Origin of the sequence: Streptomyces sp. CA-142005, from assembly GCF_050942335.1 — a bacterium.
Taxonomy (GTDB): domain Bacteria; phylum Actinomycetota; class Actinomycetes; order Streptomycetales; family Streptomycetaceae; genus Streptomyces.
Map to the genome: position 1 here is coordinate 2467567 of NZ_CP192078.1, position 14088 is coordinate 2481654.

General features: G+C 72.0%; 14 protein-coding genes. 3 read left to right on the forward strand and 11 right to left on the reverse strand.

The genetic code is table 11. The features are described 5' to 3' along the window. The first annotated feature begins 9 nt into the window (after nt 1-9). Nucleotides 10-813 carry an FMN-binding protein gene (locus ACQPXS_RS11800; RefSeq protein WP_433449174.1) on the forward strand — a complete coding sequence of 268 codons (804 nt, stop codon included), beginning with the start codon at nt 10-12 and terminating at the stop codon, nt 811-813. Between the two features lie 55 nt (nt 814-868). Then, the gene (locus ACQPXS_RS11805) at nt 869-1609 is read left to right on the forward strand and encodes an FAD:protein FMN transferase (RefSeq protein WP_433449175.1); all 741 of its coding nucleotides are present in this window, start codon (nt 869-871) and stop codon (nt 1607-1609) included. Between the two features lie 27 nt (nt 1610-1636). Here ACQPXS_RS11805 and ACQPXS_RS11810 read toward each other — a convergent pair whose 3' ends face one another. The 11 genes from ACQPXS_RS11810 to ACQPXS_RS11860 form a co-directional block, all read right to left on the reverse strand. Next, nucleotides 1637-2416 (reverse strand): hypothetical protein, encoded by a 780-nt coding sequence (locus ACQPXS_RS11810; protein ID WP_433449176.1) that lies wholly within the window; start codon nt 2414-2416, stop codon nt 1637-1639. Next, a complete protein-coding gene (locus ACQPXS_RS11815; RefSeq protein ID WP_351804354.1) occupies nt 2406-2993 on the reverse strand; it encodes an RNA polymerase sigma factor in 588 nt (195 codons plus the stop codon). The genes ACQPXS_RS11810 and ACQPXS_RS11815 overlap by 11 nt, the downstream gene beginning before the upstream one ends. Nucleotides 2994-3103: 110 nt before the next feature. After that, the gene (locus ACQPXS_RS11820; protein ID WP_351804351.1) at nt 3104-3649 is read right to left on the reverse strand and encodes an arginine repressor; all 546 of its coding nucleotides are present in this window, start codon (nt 3647-3649) and stop codon (nt 3104-3106) included. Between the two features lie 7 nt (nt 3650-3656). Next, a complete protein-coding gene (locus ACQPXS_RS11825) occupies nt 3657-4892 on the reverse strand; it encodes an acetylornithine transaminase (protein ID WP_433449177.1) in 1236 nt (411 codons plus the stop codon). Then, nucleotides 4889-5794, reverse strand: coding sequence for an acetylglutamate kinase (gene argB / locus ACQPXS_RS11830; protein WP_390681841.1), 906 nt, complete (start codon nt 5792-5794; stop codon nt 4889-4891). The genes ACQPXS_RS11825 and argB overlap by 4 nt, the downstream gene beginning before the upstream one ends. After that, nucleotides 5791-6942 (reverse strand): bifunctional glutamate N-acetyltransferase/amino-acid acetyltransferase ArgJ, encoded by a 1152-nt coding sequence (argJ, locus tag ACQPXS_RS11835; protein ID WP_366486445.1) that lies wholly within the window; start codon nt 6940-6942, stop codon nt 5791-5793. Before argJ ends, argB begins: the two co-directional genes overlap by 4 nt. Further along, nucleotides 6939-7967, reverse strand: a complete 1029-nt coding sequence (gene argC, locus ACQPXS_RS11840; protein WP_433449178.1) for an N-acetyl-gamma-glutamyl-phosphate reductase — start codon at nt 7965-7967, stop codon at nt 6939-6941. Before argC ends, argJ begins: the two co-directional genes overlap by 4 nt. Before the next feature lie 56 nt (nt 7968-8023). Then, on the reverse strand, nt 8024-8407 hold the full coding sequence (locus ACQPXS_RS11845; protein WP_433449179.1) for a GtrA family protein: 384 nt from the start codon (nt 8405-8407) through the stop codon (nt 8024-8026). Then, on the reverse strand, nt 8404-9354 hold the full coding sequence (locus ACQPXS_RS11850) for a glycosyltransferase family 2 protein (protein WP_351804338.1): 951 nt from the start codon (nt 9352-9354) through the stop codon (nt 8404-8406). The genes ACQPXS_RS11845 and ACQPXS_RS11850 overlap by 4 nt, the downstream gene beginning before the upstream one ends. A 23-nt stretch (nt 9355-9377) precedes the next feature. Beyond that, nucleotides 9378-11942 carry a YfhO family protein gene (locus ACQPXS_RS11855; protein WP_433449180.1) on the reverse strand — a complete coding sequence of 855 codons (2565 nt, stop codon included), beginning with the start codon at nt 11940-11942 and terminating at the stop codon, nt 9378-9380. A 172-nt stretch (nt 11943-12114) separates the two neighbouring features. Further along, a complete protein-coding gene (locus ACQPXS_RS11860) occupies nt 12115-12726 on the reverse strand; it encodes an ABATE domain-containing protein (protein WP_433449181.1) in 612 nt (203 codons plus the stop codon). 95 nt (nt 12727-12821) lie between these two features. On the opposite strand from ACQPXS_RS11860, the gene ACQPXS_RS11865 reads away from it, so the two are divergent. Continuing rightward, entirely contained in the window at nt 12822-14054 is a 1233-nt protein-coding gene (locus ACQPXS_RS11865) for a cysteine desulfurase (RefSeq protein WP_433449182.1), read from the forward strand. Nucleotides 14055-14088 lie beyond the last annotated feature (34 nt).

Genomic DNA, 14088 nt, shown 5'->3' on the forward strand with positions numbered 1-14088 from the left:
TACGGACTGATGAGGAAGAGCCACCCCATTCGGCGGGTCGTGCTGGCCACCGCCGCCACCGTGTCCGGTGTCGTGCTGCTGCTGTCGCTGAAGCCGGCGTCCGATCCGGCCGCGGCCTCGGCGGCGGGCGCGGCCCCGCAGCAGCCGGCCGCGGGGCAGGAGTCACCGCAGGGCGGTGCCCAGGCCTCCACCGGCTCCGGCACGGTGACCGGCGACGCCACGCAGACGCAGTACGGGACCGTGCAGGTACGGCTGACCGTCGCGGGCGGCAAGATCACCAAGGCCGAGGCGGTGCAGGCGCCCAAGGGCGGACTCAGCGACCAGAAGACCGCGCTGGCCGTCCCCAAGCTCAACCAGGAGGCCGTCGCGGCGCAGAGCGCGCGGATCGACGCGGTGTCCGGGGCGACGTACACGAGCAACGGCTACAAGCAGTCGCTGCAGTCGGCGCTGGACAAGATGAAGACGTCCGCCGGGTCCTCGACGGGCACCCCGGCCGGCTCCTCCGGTTCCGGGGCCTCCGGTTCCTCCGGTGCGGCACAGGCCCGCACGGTCACCGGCAAGGTCGCGCAGACGCAGTACGGCCCGGTCCAGGTGCGGATCACGGTCAGCGGTGGCAAGATCACCAAGGCCGAGGCGGTGCAGGCGCCCAAGGGCGGACTCAGCGACCAGAAGACCGCGCTGGCCGTCCCCAAGCTCAACCAGGAGGCCGTCACGGCCGGGAACGCGAACATCGACGCCGTCTCCGGCGCCACCTACACCAGCACCGGCTACAAGCAGTCGCTGCAGTCGGCGCTGGACCAGGCCGGTGGCTGACCCGGTGACCGAGTCGGCCGATGCTCCCGCCGCGGTGCGTCATGCGGAGGAGGTCATGGGGACCGTCTTCTCCTTCGACGTCCGCGGCGGGGAACCCGGTGCGGTGCGCGAGGCGCTGGCCGAAGCCGTCGCCGGTCTGCACCGTGCGGACGCGGTGTTCAGCACCTACCGCGAGGACAGCGAGGTCTCGCGGCTGGCCCGCGGCGAGCTGACCGTGGCGGAGTGCGCGCCGGAGGTGGCCGAGGTGCTGGACCTCGCGGCCGAGGCGGAACGGGTGAGCGAGGGCTGGTTCAGCACCCGCTACCAGGGCTCGCTCGATCCCACCGGCATCGTCAAGGGCTGGGCCGCCGAGCGGGCCGCGCGGCTGCTGGCGGCGGTGGCCGGGGTGCGCGGGGTGAGCGTCAACGGAGGCGGGGACGTCCAGCTCCTCGGCACGCCGGAGCCTGGGCGGCCGTGGCGCGTGGGGGTGGCGGATCCGCTGCGGCCGGGTGGTCTGGCGGCGGTGGTCTCGACGGCGGGCGTGGCCGAACTGTCGGTGGCGACTTCGGGGACGGCCGAGCGGGGCGCGCACATCGTGGATCCGCGCACGGGGAAGTCCGCGGTGTCGGACCTGGTGGCAGTGACGGTGATCGGTCCCCGTCTGACCTGGATCGACTGCTGGGCCACGGCGGCCTTCGCGATGGGCTCCCGGGCGGGCCTGGTCTGGCTGGAGTCGCTGCCGGACGTGGAGGGACTGCTGATCACCGCCGGCGACGAGGTGCGGTGCACCGGGGGGCTGGCGGCGCGACTGGGCTGACCACCCGGGAAAAGCCCGCTCGCCGTATCAGGCGGCCACTGTTCCCTCCTTCGGTTGCACGACGTGCCCCTTCATCAGGTGGGCCGTGGCGATGACGGTGCCGCCGGGTGTCGTCAGCCGGGCACCGGAGAGGGTCGACAGGTCGCCGGGAGCGCCCACGCCCCACTCGCCGCGTCCGCCGCTCAGGAGGAAGTCGCCGACCCGTACGGTCGTGCCGTCGGCGCGCTCCAGCAGACAGGTGACCTTGCCGGTGTACACGCCGCGAGGCCCGGCGGAGTCGACGGACACGAAGATCCAGCCGGGGTTCTCGGGATGGATGTAGACCTCGCCGACCTTGCCGCCGTTCGTCGCCGAGGTCATGTCGCCGAGCAGCACGGGCTCGGACTCGGTGGCGGGCGCGGTCGAGGCGATGACGGTCTCGACGACGGTGCCGATCCCCCAGCCGGCGAAGCCGACGGCGACGGTGAGCGCGGTGGCGACGGCCGCGAGCCGCAGCCGGGCGCGCCGGGCGCGCCCGCGCAGGTTCCCCGGTGCACGGCCGGAGGCGCCCCTGGGAGCCTCGGGCCCCGAAGCCTGTTCGGCCAGCCTGCGCGCCACCCGGGTCTCGAACCCGGCCGGGGGCTCGGCGTCCGGCAGCAGGCCGATCAGCCGGTCGCCGACCAGGGTGAGCCGGCGGACGTACTCCCGGCAGTCCGCGCACCGGTCCAGATGGGCGACCGCTTCCGCGCGCTCCCGGGCCGGCAGCACGCCCAGCGCGAGCTCGGCGCCGATCTCGCGCAGCTTGTCGCAGTTCGCGTCACTGGACATGGTCGCCTCGCTTCGAAGGCGCGAGCGTGGTGCGCAGTTTCGCCATGGCGGCCCTGATCCGTGTCTTGGCGGTGCCCAGCGGGATGCGCTCCGCCTCGGCGATCTGCTGGGCCGTCATCCCGTAGATACCCGCCATCACCAGGGCCCTTGCCTGTTCCCGAGGCAACCGCCCCACGGCGGCCCGCAGCTGGGAGGAGGCCTCGTCGGCCAGCGCCCACTGCTCGGGGGTCTCGGTGACGACGCCGATGACGGAGTCGAGGTCCTCAGGTGCCATCGGCTCGGTCCGCCGGGAGCGGACGGCGTCGACGGCGAGGTTGTGCGCGATGGTCGTCAGCCAGGTGGTGACCGAGCCGCGGCGCGAGTCGTAGATCTGGGCGTGCCGCCACGCGCGCTCGAACGTCGACTGAGCGACGTCCTCGGCGAGTTGCACATCTCCGGTGACGGCCATGGCGACCCCGAACACCCGGCGCTGGAACCTGCGTACGAAGATCACCGCGAGTTCCGGATCACCGGTGGCCAGCCCGGCCAGCAGGGCTTCGTCCGGGAGGCGGTCCACGCGGAACCGGAAACCCGACACACCCTTGTATACGGCCGACGGCCGCCAGGGGATTGCCCGCCCACCTGCCCGCCCGCCGCGGAAGATCACACTGTCATTCTCCGCCCACGGGCGGGGCGCCGCATGCCGGTTCAGTGCCCGTTCTGCGCCAGCCGCAGCAGGTGGTCCGCCAGGGCCTGGCCCCCGCTCGGGTCCCGGCTGATCAGCAGCAGCGTGTCGTCGCCGGCGATCGTGCCCAGGATGTCGTGCAGCTCCGCCTGGTCGATGGCCGAGGCGAGGAACTGGGCGGCCCCCGGCGGGGTGCGCAGGACGACGAGGTTGGCGGAGGCCTCCGCGGAGATCAGCAGCTCCTGGGAGAGGCGCCGCATGCGCTCCTCCTTGGCCGACTCCCCCAGGGGGGCACGGGGGGTACGGAACCCGCCCTCGCTCGGCACCGCGTAGATCAGCTCGCCGTCGGTGTTGCGGATCTTCACCGCGTTCAGCTCGTCGAGGTCCCGGGAGAGCGTCGCCTGGGTGACGCTCAGCCCGTCGTCGGCGAGCAGCTTGGCCAGCTGACTCTGCGACCGCACCGGCTGCCGGTTGAGGATGTCCACGATCCGGCGGTGCCGCGCGGTGCGGGTCTGCGGCACGGCCGGTCCGGTACCCGCCGCCTGCTCGTGGTCCTGCGCCTGGCTCATCGTCGTCCTATTCTTCGGATCGTCCGTCCCCATCCACTGGGTTCGCTGCGTCGAGGATGCCGGGCAGCGCCTGCAGGAACGCTCCCGCCTCGTCGTCGGTCAGGTTCAGCGGCGGCATGAGCCGTACGACGTCGGGGGCGGGCGCGTTCACCAGGAACCCGGCCTCCTGGGCCGCCTGCTGCACCTGCGGCGCGTGCGGCCCGGTGAGCACGATACCCAGGAGCAGACCGGCGCCCCGCACAAAGTCGATCAGCGGGTGGCCCAGTCCCTCGATTCCCTCGCGCAGCTTCTCGCCCTGCCGCTTGACGTTCTCCAGCAGCCCCTCGTGCGCGATCGTGTCGAGCACTGCGAGTCCGGCGGCGCAGGCGACCGGGTTGCCGCCGAAGGTCGTACCGTGCTGGCCGGGCCGGAGCAGTTCGGCGGCCCGGCCGAAGGCCACGGTGGCGCCGAGCGGCAGTCCGCCGCCGAGCTGCTTGGCGAGGGTGACGACGTCGGGCAGCACGCCCTCGTGGGCCTGGTACTCGAACCAGGTGCCGGTGCGGCCGATGCCGGTCTGCACCTCGTCCAGTACCAGCAGGGCGCCGGTGGCGGCGGTGATGGCGCGGGCGGCCTTCAGATAGCCGGCCGGGGGCACCACCACCCCGTTCTCGCCCTGGACCGGCTCGATGATCACCAGAGCGGTCTCCTCGGTGACCGCCGCCGCGAGCGCCTGGGCGTCGCCGTAGGGCACGTGGGTGACCTCGCCGGGCAGCGGCAGGAAGGGGTCCTGCTTGGCGGGCTGGCCGGTGAGCGCGAGGGCGCCCATCGTACGGCCGTGGAAGCCGCCGGTCGTGGCGACCATGTGGGTGCGCCCGGTGAGCCGGCCGATCTTGAAGGCGGCCTCGTTGGCCTCGGCTCCGGAGTTGCAGAAGAAGACGCGGCCCTCCCGGCCGAAGAGCGTCAGCAGCCGTTCGGCGAGGGCGACGGTGGGCTCGGCCATGAAGAAGTTGGAGATGTGGCCGAGGGAGGCGATCTGCCCGCTGACGGCCTCCACGATCGCCGGGTGGGCGTGACCGAGGGCGTTGGTGGCGATGCCGCCGACGAAGTCGTGGTACTCCCGGCCCTCGGCGTCCCAGACCTTCACGCCCTCGCCGCGCACGAGGGGCAGGCGGGGGGTGCCGTAGTTGTTCATGAGCACGCCCTGCCAGCGCTGGGTCAGCTCCTGGTTTCCCCGGTGCTCCTGGGTGCCCTGGTTGCCCGTCACTGTGCGTCCCCCTCGAGCTCGTCGGGCACGACCATCGTGCCGATGCCTTCGTCGGTGAAGATCTCCAGCAGGATCGAGTGCTGGACCCGGCCGTCGATGACGCGGGCGGTGTGCACCCCGTTGCGCACGGCGTACAGACAGCCCTCCATCTTCGGCACCATGCCGGAGCTCAACTCCGGCAGCAGCTTCTCCAGTTGGGAAGCGGTGAGGCGGCTGATCACCTCGTCGGAGTTCGGCCAGTCCTCGTAGAGGCCCTCGACGTCGGTGAGGACCATGAGGGTCTCGGCGCCCAGTGCCGCAGCGAGTGCCGCAGCCGCCGTATCAGCATTGACGTTGTAGACATGGTGGTCGTCCTGGGAGCGGGCGATCGACGACACGACCGGGATACGGCCGTCGGCGAGCAGCGCCTCGATGGCGCCCGTGTCGATGGCGGTGATCTCGCCGACCCGCCCGATGTCGACCAGTTCGCCGTCGATCTCGGGCTGGTGCCTGGTCGCGGTGATGGTGTGGGCGTCCTCGCCGGTCAGGCCGACGGCGAGCGGCCCGTGCCGGTTGAGCAGGCCGACCAGCTCCCGCTGCACCTGTCCCGCCAGCACCATCCGTACGACGTCCATGGCGTCCTCGGTGGTCACGCGCAGGCCCGCCTTGAACTCGCTGACGATGCCGTGCCGGTCGAGGGCGGCGCTGATCTGCGGGCCGCCGCCGTGGACCACGACCGGCTTGAGGCCGGCGTGGTGCAGGAACACGACGTCCTGGGCGAAGGCCGCCTTCAGCTCTTCGTCGATCATGGCGTTGCCGCCGAACTTGATGACGACGGTCTTGCCGTTGTGCTTGACCAGCCAGGGCAGCGCCTCGATGAGGATCTGGGCCTTCGGCAGGGCTGTGTGCTTGCGAGTGCTCATGACGAATAGGCGCTGTTCTCGTGGACGTAGTCGGCGGTGAGGTCGTTGGTCCAGATCGTCGCGGTCTCGGTGCCCGCCGCCAGGTCGGCGACGATGTGCACCTCGCGGTAGCGCATGTCGACCTTCTCGCGGTCCTCGCCGACCGAACCGTTCTTGCACACCCACACGCCGTTGATGGCGACGTTGAGCTGGTCCGGGTCGAAGGCGGCCTTCGTGGTGCCGATCGCGGAGAGCACCCGGCCCCAGTTGGGGTCCTCGCCGTGGATCGCGCACTTGAGGAGGTTGTTGCGGGCGATGGAGCGGCCCACCTCGACGGCGTCCGCCTCGCTGGCCGCGTTGACCACCTCGACCTTGATGTCCTTGCTGGCGCCCTCGGCGTCCCGGATGAGCTGCTGTCCGAGGTCGTCGCACACCTGCCGTACGGCATCGGCGAACTCGGAGAACTCCGGGGTGATGCCGGAGGAGCCGGAGGCCAGCAGCAGGACGGTGTCGTTGGTGGACATGCAGCCGTCGGAGTCGACGCGGTCGAAGGTGACTTTCGTGGCGGCGCGCAGCGCCCGGTCCAGTGCGTCGTCGTCCAGCTCCGCGTCCGTGGTGAGGACGACCAGCATGGTGGCGAGGCCGGGGGCGAGCATGCCGGCGCCCTTGGCCATGCCGCCGACGGTCCAGCCTCCCTTCGTCACGACGGACGTCTTGTGGACGGTGTCGGTGGTCTTGATGGCGATGGCGGCCTTCTCGCCGCCGTGCTCGGAGAGCTGGGCGGCGGCCGTCTCGACACCCGGGAGCAGCTTGTCCATGGGCAGCAGGACGCCGATGAGCCCGGTGGAGCAGACGGCGACCTCGATGGCGCCCCGGCCGAGCACCTCGGCCACCTTCTCGGCGGTGGCGTGGGTGTCCTGGAAACCCTTCGGGCCGGTACAGGCGTTGGCGCCGCCGGAGTTGAGGACGACCGCCGAGACCTGGCCGCTCTTGAGCACCTGCTCCGACCACAGCACCGGTGCGGCCTTCACGCGGTTGGAGGTGAAGACGCCCGCGGCGGCACGGCGCGGCCCGTTGTTGACCACGAGGGCCAGGTCGGGGTTGCCGTTCTCCTTGATCCCGGCGGCGATCCCCGCCGCCGTGAATCCCCTGGCTGCCGTGACACTCACGGTGCGACTCCGATCGTGGAAAGCCCGGTGGTCTCGGGAAGACCGAGGGCGATGTTCATGCTCTGGACGGCACCGCCGGCGGTGCCCTTGGTCAGGTTGTCGATGGCGCTGATCGCGATGATGCGGCCCACGGACTCGTCGTACGCGACCTGCACCTGAACGGCGTTGGAACCGTAGACGGACGCCGTCGCGGGCCACTGGCCCTCGGGCAGCAGGTGCACGAAGGGCTCGTCGGCGTAGGCCTTCTGGTAGGCGGCGCGGACCGACTCGGCGGTGACGCCCGGCTTCGCGGACGCGCTGCACGTGGCGAGGATCCCGCGCGGCATCGGCGCGAGCGTCGGCGTGAAGGAGACCGAGACCCGCTCCCCCGCCGCCCCGCTGAGGTTCTGGATCATCTCGGGGGTGTGCCGGTGGCCGCCGCCGACACCGTACGGCGCCATGGAGCCCATGACCTCGCTGCCGAGCAGATGCGGCTTGGGCGCTTTTCCGGCGCCGGAGGTGCCGGACGCGGCGACGATCACCGCCTCGGGCTCGGCGATCTGTGCGGCGTAGGCCGGGAACAGGGCCAGGGTGACGGCGGTGGGGTAGCAACCGGGCACCGCGATGCGCTTGGACCCCTCCAGCGCGGCGCGGGCGCCCGGAAGTTCGGGGAGGCCGTACGGCCAGGTGCCGGCGTGCGGGGAGCCGTAGAACTTCTCCCAGTCGGCCGGATCCTTCAGCCGGAAGTCGGCGCCCATGTCGACCACGAGGACATCGGGCCCGAGCTGCTCGGCGACGGCGGCGGACTGCCCGTGCGGCAGCGCGAGGAAGACCACGTCGTGCCCGGCGAGCGCCTCGGGCGTGGTCGGAGTCAGCACGCGGTCGGCCAGGGGCAGCAGATGCGGCTGCAGTGCGCCGAGCCGCTGGCCGGCGTTGGAGTTCCCGGTCAGGGCCCCGATCTCGACCTCGGGGTGCGCGAGGAGCAGGCGCAGGGCCTCGCCGCCCGCGTATCCGCTCGCTCCGGCCACCGCCGCACGTACCGCCATGTCCATCCTCCTCGTGATGGCATGACTATACGTACTGCTGCAGTTTTATGCAACGACTATGCGGGCGGCCGGGCGATCTGCCGGGGAAGCATCACCCAGCGGGACACGACGAAGGTGACCGGGATCGCCGCCGCCGAGGCGAGCAGCGGGGCGAAACGGCTCCCGGCGTGCAGGACGTCGACGATGACGTAGACACCCGATGTGGTGACCAGGAAATTGGTGACGTTCGTCAGCGGGAACAGCAGGAATTTACGCCAGGTCGGCGGCGTCCGGTAGGTGAAGCGCGCATTCAGGAAAAAGGAGCCGATCATACTGGTCACGAAGGCGATGACATGCGCGAAGAGATAGGGCAGCCAGTTCAGGAACAGCAGGTAGAGACAGTAATAAGTGGCGGTGTTGATCACACCGACCGCGGCGAAGGTGAGGATCTGTCGCTTCAAGGAATGAGGTCTTTCGTCCGTTCCACGTTGGTCGCCTTCACCAGGAAGTGCGGACGGCCCTTCACCTCGTAGTAGATGCGGCCGGTGTACTCCCCGATCACTCCCAGCATGACCATCTGCACCCCCGCCAGGGCCGTCACGGCGGTGATGATGGTCACATAGCCCGGAGTCTGCACCCCGTTGATCAGCGCGGCGCCCACGATCCAGGCCGTGTAGAGGCCCGCGCACAGCAGCAGTCCCATGCCCAGCCAGAGGGCGGCGCGCAGCGGGCGGTTGTTGAAGGACAGCAGCCCGTCGATGCCGTAGTTGAGCAGGCCGCGCAGGTTCCAGGAGCTGTTGCCGGCCTCGCGCGCGGCGTTCTCGTACTCGAAGGTGGTGCTCGGGAACCCCACCCAGGCGAACAGGCCCTTGGAGAAGCGGTTGTACTCGGTGAGGGCCAGCACGGCGTCCACCACGCGGCGGGACAGCAGCCGGAAGTCTCCGACGCCGTCGACGAGTTCGACGTCGACCAGGCGGTTGACGAGCCGGTAGTACAGGCGCGCGGCGAGGGTCCGGGCGAGACCGTCGCCGGTGCGGCTGCGCCGGGCGATGACCTGGTCGTGCCCTTCCTCGCGCAGCCGGACCATCCGCCGGATCAGTTCCGGCGGGTGCTGGAGGTCGGCGTCCATGACGATCACGCAGTCGCCGGAGGCGTGCCGCAGGCCGGCGAGCAGGGCGGCCTCCTTGCCGAAGTTGCGGCTGAAGGAGACGTAGCGGACCCGTGCGTCGAGGTCGGCCAGGTGTTTCAGGACGGCGAGCGTACGGTCGCGGCTGCCGTCGTCGACGTACACGAACTCCATGTCGTGGCCGAGCGGCAGCAGTTCCTCGGCGACGCTCTGGATCTTCTCGTGGAAGCGTTCGAGGACGTCTTCCTCGTTGTAGCAGGGCGCGACGATCGATATCAGCATGGTGAATCCCCCCAGGGGCGCGGTCAGGGTGCGGTGGTCACGCGCTCGCGTGGTGGTGTGGGCGTGGGCGGCACGGGGGCGCGCCGGCGGCGGACGGCGGTGAGGGCGGAGAGCAGGGTGAGGGCCGCGAGCGAGACGAGCCCGACGGTCGTGCCCAGCCGCAGGCCGGGTGGGTGGAAGGTGCAGGTCAGAGTGGTCGAGCGGCCGTCGAGGGGGACGGCGATCAGGCCGTGGTAGTCCTCGGCGGGCCTGGCCGCGCCGTCCCCGGTGGCGCAGCGCCAGCCGGCGATGCGGGGTGCGGCGACGACCGCGATCCCCTTGCTGCCGGCGGGCAGTCGAGCCCGGACGGTGCCGTCGGAGACGCCCACCTCGGTGGCGCCGGTGGCCTTCAGCCGGGCCGCCGCGGTGTGCAGCCGCGCGGCGTCCAGGCAGCCGACCGCGCCGGGCGGGATCCGGCCGGGGCGGTCCGGGGTGAGCTCGATCCGTACGCGCCCGGAGGCCGGGGTACGGCCGAGCGGCTCCATGGCCGCGCGGTTGCGGCCGTACTCGAACCGGAAGGGGACGCCTGTGCCGGAGCCCGCGAGCCGCGCGGTGCCGGAGAAGTGCGGGGCCCACAGGTTCACTTGCGTCCCGGCCGGGCAGCGGGCGGTGATCGCCGGCCCGGTCATGGCGTTCCCCGCGCCCACATAGCGGCTGCTCACCGGCTTCCCGAAGTCGTCGTACACGGCGACGCGCGGCACGGTGTAGACCCGGCTGCCGAGCAGCAGTTCCTGGTTGCGGTACGGCGACGGGCCGAAGGGGGTGTCGTCGGGCGCGGTCCGCACGGTCACCAGGGGCGGCACCTCGCGCCGGATCACGGTGATCGGCCCGGTGGTCCCGGGCAGCGCCGCCTGGTGCGGGTCCGGCGGGTTGTGCAGCCGGGCGCCGACGGAGAAGAGGACGTCCGTGACGGCGTTGTCCAGGCTCTGCACACTGCGCCCGCGCGAGGTCCAGCCGCCGCCGAGGGCGGTGAGGGTACGGCTGAGGACGTCCGGGGTGAGGCTGCTGTAGTACTGGGCGCCCTGGCCGCCGACCAGCATCGGGTCGTTGCCGACGATCTGTTCGCGGCCGGGGTCGGTGCGGTAGCGCGGCCAGCCGTCGGCCTCGGCGATCGCCGCCGCCTGCCGCTGCTGCCGCTCGCCCCAGGGCGCGTAGTCGTCCAGGTGCTTCAGGCGCAGCTTGGTGGCGACGGCGGAGGTGGCGGCGGTCTCGCCGACCTGCGCGCCGAGGAGGAGTACGACGGCCAGGCCGGCGAGTCGCGTGCGCGGCCCGGCGCGGCCGAGGAGGACGAGTCCGGTCAGGGTGCCCGCGACGGCGAGCAGCAGCACCGGCCAGGTGTGCGGCCGTACCAGCGTGCTGCGGCTCGCGACGGCGGTGACCAGGGCGAGCAGCGCGGTCGCGGCGCCGAGGGTCCGCCCATCGGGGAGGCCGTACGACAGGGCGTGCCAGGCGGCGATGACCAGCAGTCCGCACAGGACGAAGGCCTGCCGGTAGGAACTGCCCTGCGGGGTGGCGAAGGCGTGCCAGACCAGGCTGGTGGGCGCCCACTGGAGCGACAGGGCGACCGCGAGGACGAGCGTGGTCCAGCCCGTGCGGACCGGGGCGGGGACCGCGCGGTGGAAGGGCAGGGCGAGGGCGAGCACCAGGGCGGTGATGCCGACGTAGAGGGCCGGGGAGCCGAAGCCGTAGGTCGTGGGCAGCAGGCGGGCCGGCAGGTCCTCGCCGGGCACGGGGGTGAACGGCCGTACGCGGCCCGGGTAGGCGTACCTGGTGCCGAAGTAGATCACCGTGACGAGCGGGGCGGCGAGGCCGATGCCGAGGGCGACGGTGAGGGTCGCGCGGCCGGCCGCCGCGAGCGCCTGTCGGCGGGGCGGGCGGGCGAGCAGCAGGCGCAGCAGCAGGACCAGGGCGGCGCCGAGGGTGGCCATGTAGGCGGTGTAGAAGTTGGCGGTCCAGGCGAGGGCGACGACCAGGACTCCGAGGAGGCGCCGGCGCCCCGCGGCCGCCCATTCGCCGACCAGGCACAGCAGCGGCAGGGCGATCAGCCCGTCGAGCCACATCGGGTTGTAGTCGGCGTCGGCCACGGTCCAGCCGCACAGCGCGTAGGAGGCGCCGAGCAGTCCGGCGGCCCACCAGCGCCCGGGCCGCAGGGTGAGCAGCAGCCAGGCCATGGCGGCCGCGGCGGAGGCGGTCTTCAGGACCGTGACGACGTAGACGGCGAAGTCGATCCGGTCCCGTGGGAAGACGGCGACGAGCAGGGCGAAGGGGCTGCCGAGGTAGGTGCCGAGGTCGGGCAGGAAGCTGGAGCCGTACCCGGACTGCCAGTTGACGAGGAGGCCGCCGTCGGCGTGGCCGTGCAGCAGGTCCCACAGGTGGGCGTGGAAGGGCACGTACTGGTTGCCGAGGTCGTTGACGCTGCGGGTGCGGGGGCCGAAGGGGTAGCTGCGGGCGAGGACGTCGCCCGCGCAGAACGCGGTGACGGCGACGGCCGCGGCGAGCAGGGCGGCGGCGCGCCTCGGAGGGGATATCGGTGTCACACCCTGTTGCATTTTCCGGCGTTCCCCCACAAAGGTGTGCCCGTCTTTTTTCGCCGACTTAGACGGTCCGTGTTTCGGGTTGGTTGTGCGCGTACCCAAAAGTGACGCGCCGTCCTCCGAATACGGGAAACACCGTATGAATTTAATGACGTCCCGGGAAATCTTTGATTTCCGGGAGGTGTTTTTAAGGTGAACTGGATGGACCGGTCTTGCGGGCGGCGTAGGCGCGGGCGGCCCGGACCCGGTTGCCGCACTTCGTGGTGCACCAGCGGCGGGCGCCGTGGGAGCGCAGGAACCAGCGGGCGCAGCCCTGGGCGGCGCACTCGGTGAGCTGGTCGGCGTCGGCGCCGGTGAGCAGGTCGGTGGCGTCCTCGGCGAGCAGGGAGAGCGCGGCGGCGGCCGGGTTTCCGGTGTCGGGGAGGTCGGCGCGGCGGGGGCCGTCGGCGGTCCAGACGAGCCGGGGCGTGGCGGGCGCGGCGGCGAGCGCGGCGTTGAGGGCGTCGAGGGCGTCGGCGGGCGGGAGTGCCGCGCGGACGCGGGCCTCGAAGAGGGTGCGCAGCGCCTCGCGCAGGGTGCGCAGCCGGCCGGACTGCCTGCCGTTGATCACCACCTGGTCGGGCAGCAGCCCGTGCCGGACGAGCCAGAGGTGCGCGGCCTCGGTGTCGTCGAGCAGGTCGACCTGGCCGTGGCTGACGGTGAAGCGCGTGTTGACCAGCGCCAGCGAGAGGTACCGGTCCTCGCCGGGGACCGGGAGCCGATGCAGGTGGACGGGGGCCTCGTGATGCACGGCTCTCATGGTAATCCTTGCGGTTCTCCGTGAGGGAGGCTTAGCGTGTCTCACGGAGAACCATCGCGAAAACCGTGAGATAAGACCGTGAGAGGTGAGCCGTCGTGGCCTTCGACGTGCACGCGCTGCGCAAGGACTTCCCGATCCTGGAGCGGACCCTGGACGGCGGCGCCCCGCTCGTCTACCTGGACTCCGGCGCCACCACCCAGAAGCCCCTCCAGGTGCTCGACGCCGAGCGGGACTTCTATCTGCACCACAACGCGGCCGTGCACCGCGGCGCGCACCAGCTGGCGGGCGAGGCGACGGAGGCGTACGAGCAGGCCCGGCACACCGTGGCCCGGTTCATCGGCGCCGCCGCCGGCGAGGTGGTCTTCACCCGCAACACGACCGAGGGCATCAACCTGGTCGCCTACGCGCTGGGCAACGCCGGCCGGCTCGGCCCCGGCGACCGGATCGTCGTGACGGAGATGGAGCACCACGCGAACCTGGTCCCCTGGCAGCAGCTGGCCGAGCGGACCGGGGCGAGCCTCGACTGGTTCGGGCTCACCGACGACGGCCGGCTCGACCTGTCCCGGGCCGGGGAACTGCTGGACGAGCGCACCAAGGTGCTCGCCCTCGGCCACCAGTCCAATGTGCTCGGCACGCTCAACCCGGTGCGCGAACTCGCCGACCGGGCGCACGCGTTCGGCACCCTGGTGGTCGTGGACGGCGCCCAGTCGGTGCCGCACCGCCCGGTCGACGTGACGGAACTGGGCGCGGACTTCCTCGCCTTCTCCGGGCACAAGATGCTCGGCCCGAACGGCGTCGGCGTGCTGTGGGGCCGCGCGGACCTGCTCGCCGGACTGCCGCCGTTCCTGACCGGCGGCTCGATGATCGAGATCGTGGAGATGGACCGCACCACCTTCCTGCCGCCGCCGCAGCGCTTCGAGGCGGGCGTCCCGATGACCTCGCAGGCGGTCGGGCTCGCGGCGGCGGTGGAGTACCTGGAGCGGCTCGGCATGGCGGAGGTGGCGGCGCACGAGGAGGCGCTCACCGCCCGCGCGCTGGAGCTGCTCGCCGAGGTCCCGGGCGTCCGGATCGTCGGCCCCACCGAGCTCGCGGACCGGGGCTCGGCGGTCTCCTTCACGGTCGACGGCATCCACCCGCACGACGTGGGCCAGGTGCTGGACGAGCGGGGCGTCGCCGTCCGCGTCGGCCACCACTGCGCCCGGCCCATCGTGAAGCGGTACGGAATCCCGGCGACGACCCGGGCGAGCTTCTACGTCTACAACACGCCGGCCGAGGTGGACGCGCTGGTGGAGGGCGTGCGAGCGGCCCGGACGTACTTCGGCGTCTGATCGCCTGACCGCGCTTGACCTGGAGCGCGCTCCA